Genomic DNA, 3,864 nt, shown 5'->3' with positions numbered 1-3,864 from the left:
GCCAACGCCGCCGGGATCCGGGCCGTCGACCGGCCGGAGCTGGCCGCCCTGGGCCGCGTGTTCGGCCCGGCCGGGCCCCGCGTCGAGATGCCCAAGCGCAGCCTGGGCGAGCCGGTCGGGGCGGGCGCGCACCTCTCGGCGGTCCTCGCCGTGGCCGGCTGGGAGGCCGGCGGGGCCGCCGGCCCCGTCCTGGTGAACAGCTCCTCCCTCGGCGGCACGCACGTCAGCCTCGTCCTGACCGGCCCAGAAGGCGGCGGTCCCGCCGGCCCGGAAGCAACCGGCCATGTTTTCCACGCCGTGGGCGCCGCGGGTGCCGCGGGCTCCCGGAAGGAGCGGTGATGACCAGCCACCATGTCCGGATCGTGAGCACCGGCGGCTACCTGCCCGGTGAGCCGCTGTCCAACGACGACCTGGAGCGGCTGTGCGGCCCGCTGCCGGACGACGTGCTCGACGGCCTCCAGGTGCGCCGCCGCCACTGGATGATCGATCCGGGCACCGGCGAGCACCTGGTGAGCAACAGCGAGATGGCCACGGCCGCGGCCCGGCAGGCGCTCGACCGCGCCGGGCTCGAGGCCGCCGACGTCGACCTGCTGGTGATGTCGACGTCCTCCCCGGAGTACCCGCTGCCCGCGGCGGTCACCTTCGTCCAGGAGCGTCTCGGCCTGGCCCGGTGCGCGGTCGTGGAGGTCCGCTCCGGGTGCGCGGGGGCGATGCACGCGCTGGACATCGCCCGCCGCCAGCTGGCCGACGGCTCCGCGCGGACCGCGGTGGTCATCGGCAGCGAGGCCGTCTCCCCGGTGCTGGCGCCGATCTTCCTCGGCCGCCGTCCCGACTCCGTCCGGCTGCGGGACCGGATCGCCATCTACAACTTCGGCGACGGGGCGGGAGCGATGGTGCTGCGCGCCGAGCCCGCCGGGCCGGGGGAGCCGGCGAGCTTCCATGCCAGCGTCAACGCCTGCATGGGCGGGGACCGCAAACCCGGCATGCAGATCATCGGCGGCGGCACGCACGCCCCCGTGGCCGAGCAGATGCGCGCCCGGCGCCCGGTCGACCTGCGTCTCGACGTGGTCGAGTCGGCGAGCTTCGGGCCGCGGGTGTTCGTCACCGCCCTGGACGAGCTGCTGCGCCGCAGCGGCCTGACCCTGCGGGAGGTCGACGCGTGCGTCGTGCCCGAGGGCAACGCCGGCTACTTCAACGGCGAGCTCGAGGCCGCGGGGCTGTCCGCCGAGGACTGCGAGCTGCTCGCGGGCAGGGTCGTGGAGAACCTGACCGACGTCGGGGCGACCGGCTCCGCCGCCGTGCCCCTGGCGCTGGACGACGCCTGGACCTCCGGGCGGATCCGGCCCGGCGACGAGGTGCTGCTGCTGGCGATCGAGACCAGCAGGTGGCTGTACGCCGGGCTCTCGCTCACCTGGAGCGCTCCCTGGCCGGGCGCCGGCCTGTCGGCCGCGGATCTGTCGGCCGTGGACTTGCCGGCCGTGGACCTGTCGGCCGTCGGGCTGCCGGTCGCGGGTGTGAACGGGCAGGCCGGGCCACGATGAGCGTCCGCCAGGATGCCGAGCGCGACTCCTACGACGTCGTCGTGATCGGCAGCGGGCTCGGCGGCCTGACCGCCGCCGCGCTGCTCGCCCGCTGGGGCCGCCGGGTGCTGGTGGTCGAACGCCATGACCGGATCGGCGGTTACGCGCATGCGTTCACCCGCCGTCGGCATCGTTTCGACTCCGCGGTGCACCTGGTCGCGGGCGGCCCGCCGGTCACCGCGGGAAATCCGGGAATCGTGCCGGTGCTGCTGGATCTGCTGGGTGTCGCCGACCGCCTTGAGTTCCACCGGCTGGATCCCTTCTACCGGGTGGTCCTTCCTGGTTTCCAGCTCGACGTCCCGGCCGGTCCTGATTTCCTGGACGCGCACGCGGCGCGTTTTCCCGCGGAGCGGGTGGGGCTGCGCCGGATGCAGCGTCTGTCGACGCTGCTCACCCGCGAGGCGCAACGGCTGCCCCCCGACCTGCCGACCGCCGAACTACACGGCGGTGATTTTCCGTTGCTGAGCCGGTACCGTCGGGCAACCGTTTCCGACGTGCTCGACGAACACCTGAGCGACGCCCGGCTCAAAACGGCACTGACGGCACTCTGGCCGTATCTGGGAGTGCCACCGTCGGTGCTGGCCTTCGATGTGTGGTCGCTCATGATCACGACATACCTGGAGTTCGGCGCGTACTACTGCGCGGGCAGTTTTCAACGGCTGGTGGACGCGTTCGGCGCCGGCGTGACCGACAATGGCGGGGAGGTGATGGTGCGCACGGCCGCGCGGCGGATCCTTGTCGAGCGGGGCCGGGTGACCGGGGTCGTGCTCGACAACGGCCAGCGGGTCACCGCGCAGGCCGTCGTCTCCAACGCCGACCCGTTGCAGACCTGCGAGGAGCTCGTCGGTACCGAGAACGTCGACGGCGGCTATCTCGCGCTGCTGCGTTCGATGCGCTGCTCCCTCTCGGCGGCGGTGCTGTACCTGGCCACCGGCATGGATCTCGGCAGGGCGGGCATGGCGCACGAGACCTTCGTCTTCGACGGCTGGGATCATGACGCCACCTATGCGGGGATGCTCACGGGAGCGGTACCAGCGCTGACCGTGAGCGTCCCGACGCTGAGCGATCCGTCACTGTCTCGGGACGGAATGCATCTGGTCACCGCGGTGGCACTGCTCCCGTATGACGCGGTGGCATCATGGCGCCACAGCAAGCCGCGCTACGAGCGTCTGATCATGGACAGGCTTGAGGAGCTGGTTCCGGGCATCGGGAGCGGGGCGGCCCTGGCCGAGGGCGGCACGCCGCGGACGATGGAGCGCTACACCCTGAACCTGCGCGGCGCCATCTACGGCTGGGAGCATGCGCCCGACCAGACCGGCACCGGCCGGCTGCCGCACCGGACCCCCGTCGAGGGGCTGTACCTTTCCGGGCACTGGACGCAGCCGGGGGGAGGCGTCCTGTCGGTGATCAGTTCGGGTGTGCAGACCGCCGAGATGCTCACCGGCGCGTCGGTGCTGGAACGCCCGCGACCGGTGTCCTTCTTCGCCGGAGCGGCCGGCTGAGCCGGGTCGCGTCCCGCCGGGCCGACCGGGCCGACCGGGCCGCGCCGGGACGGGGCCGACCGGGCCGTGCCCGTTCCGGCGCTGCCCGCCGATTTCCGTTCGACGGGATCCTGTGGGATCCCGTGTCCGGGGCGACGCGGAACGCAACCAGCGGAATGCCGTCCAGCGCCCGGGCCGCCAAAGGAAGCAAAAAGGTACAGAAGCGATACAGGACGGTGAACAGAACGACACGAAGTGGGACGGGGCGGCGGCGGAACGCCACCGGCGGGGATGTCCTCCGGTGCCCGGGCCGCTGAGGAGAACAGAACGACACAGGCCGGCGCGGGACGAAGAAGGAGCGGGACATGTCGAGCACGGAGAACAAGGAAATCATCCGTCGGGTGTTCGAGGAGATCGCCAGCAAGGGCGATTTCGACGTGGTCGACGAGATATATGCGGAGGACTATCTCGACCACGCCCCGTTCCCGGGCGCGCCGGCGGGACGGGACGGCGTCAGGCATTCGATCGGCGGGCTGCGCGCCGCGTTTCCTGACCTGCGCGTGACGGTCGAGGATATGAGCGCTCACGGGGACAAGGTGGCGGCGCACAACACCTGGGTGGGCACTCACACCGGCGAGGTGCTCGGAATTCCGCCCACCGGCAGGAGCGTGAGCTACGGCGGTGTGGTGGTGTTCCGGCTCAGGAACGGTCTGATCGTCGAGCACTGGGCGATCGACCTCGAGCTCGACCTGCTCAAGGAGCTCGGCATGAACCTGCGCTGGTCCCGGCCGAAGGCGTGAGCA

Annotated in this window: 3 protein-coding genes and 1 pseudogene; all 4 read left to right on the top strand. The window is 72.0% G+C overall.

Annotated elements, in window-relative coordinates; translation table 11 throughout:
* A pseudogene (locus NBX02_RS15340) lies at positions 1-339 on the top strand (beta-ketoacyl-[acyl-carrier-protein] synthase family protein); the annotation flags it as partial.
* Positions 339-1,541: a 3-oxoacyl-[acyl-carrier-protein] synthase III C-terminal domain-containing protein gene (locus NBX02_RS15335; RefSeq protein ID WP_250291907.1), complete on the top strand. Its 1,203-nt coding sequence runs from the start codon at positions 339-341 to the stop codon at positions 1,539-1,541. The pseudogene NBX02_RS15340 and the gene NBX02_RS15335, both read left to right, overlap by 1 nt.
* The gene (locus NBX02_RS15330; RefSeq protein WP_250291905.1) at positions 1,538-3,082 is read left to right on the top strand and encodes a phytoene desaturase family protein; all 1,545 of its coding nucleotides are present in this window, start codon (positions 1,538-1,540) and stop codon (positions 3,080-3,082) included. The genes NBX02_RS15335 and NBX02_RS15330 overlap by 4 nt, the downstream gene beginning before the upstream one ends.
* Before the next feature lie 344 nt (positions 3,083-3,426).
* Positions 3,427-3,861: an ester cyclase gene (locus NBX02_RS15325; RefSeq protein ID WP_250291903.1), complete on the top strand. Its 435-nt coding sequence runs from the start codon at positions 3,427-3,429 to the stop codon at positions 3,859-3,861.
* The last annotated feature ends 3 nt before the right edge of the window (positions 3,862-3,864 follow it).

The organism is Protofrankia sp. CiP1_Cm_nod1 (genome assembly GCF_920888515.1).
Lineage (GTDB): Bacteria > Actinomycetota > Actinomycetes > Frankiales > Frankiaceae > Protofrankia.
This window is presented reverse-complemented; position numbering and strand designations above follow the sequence as displayed.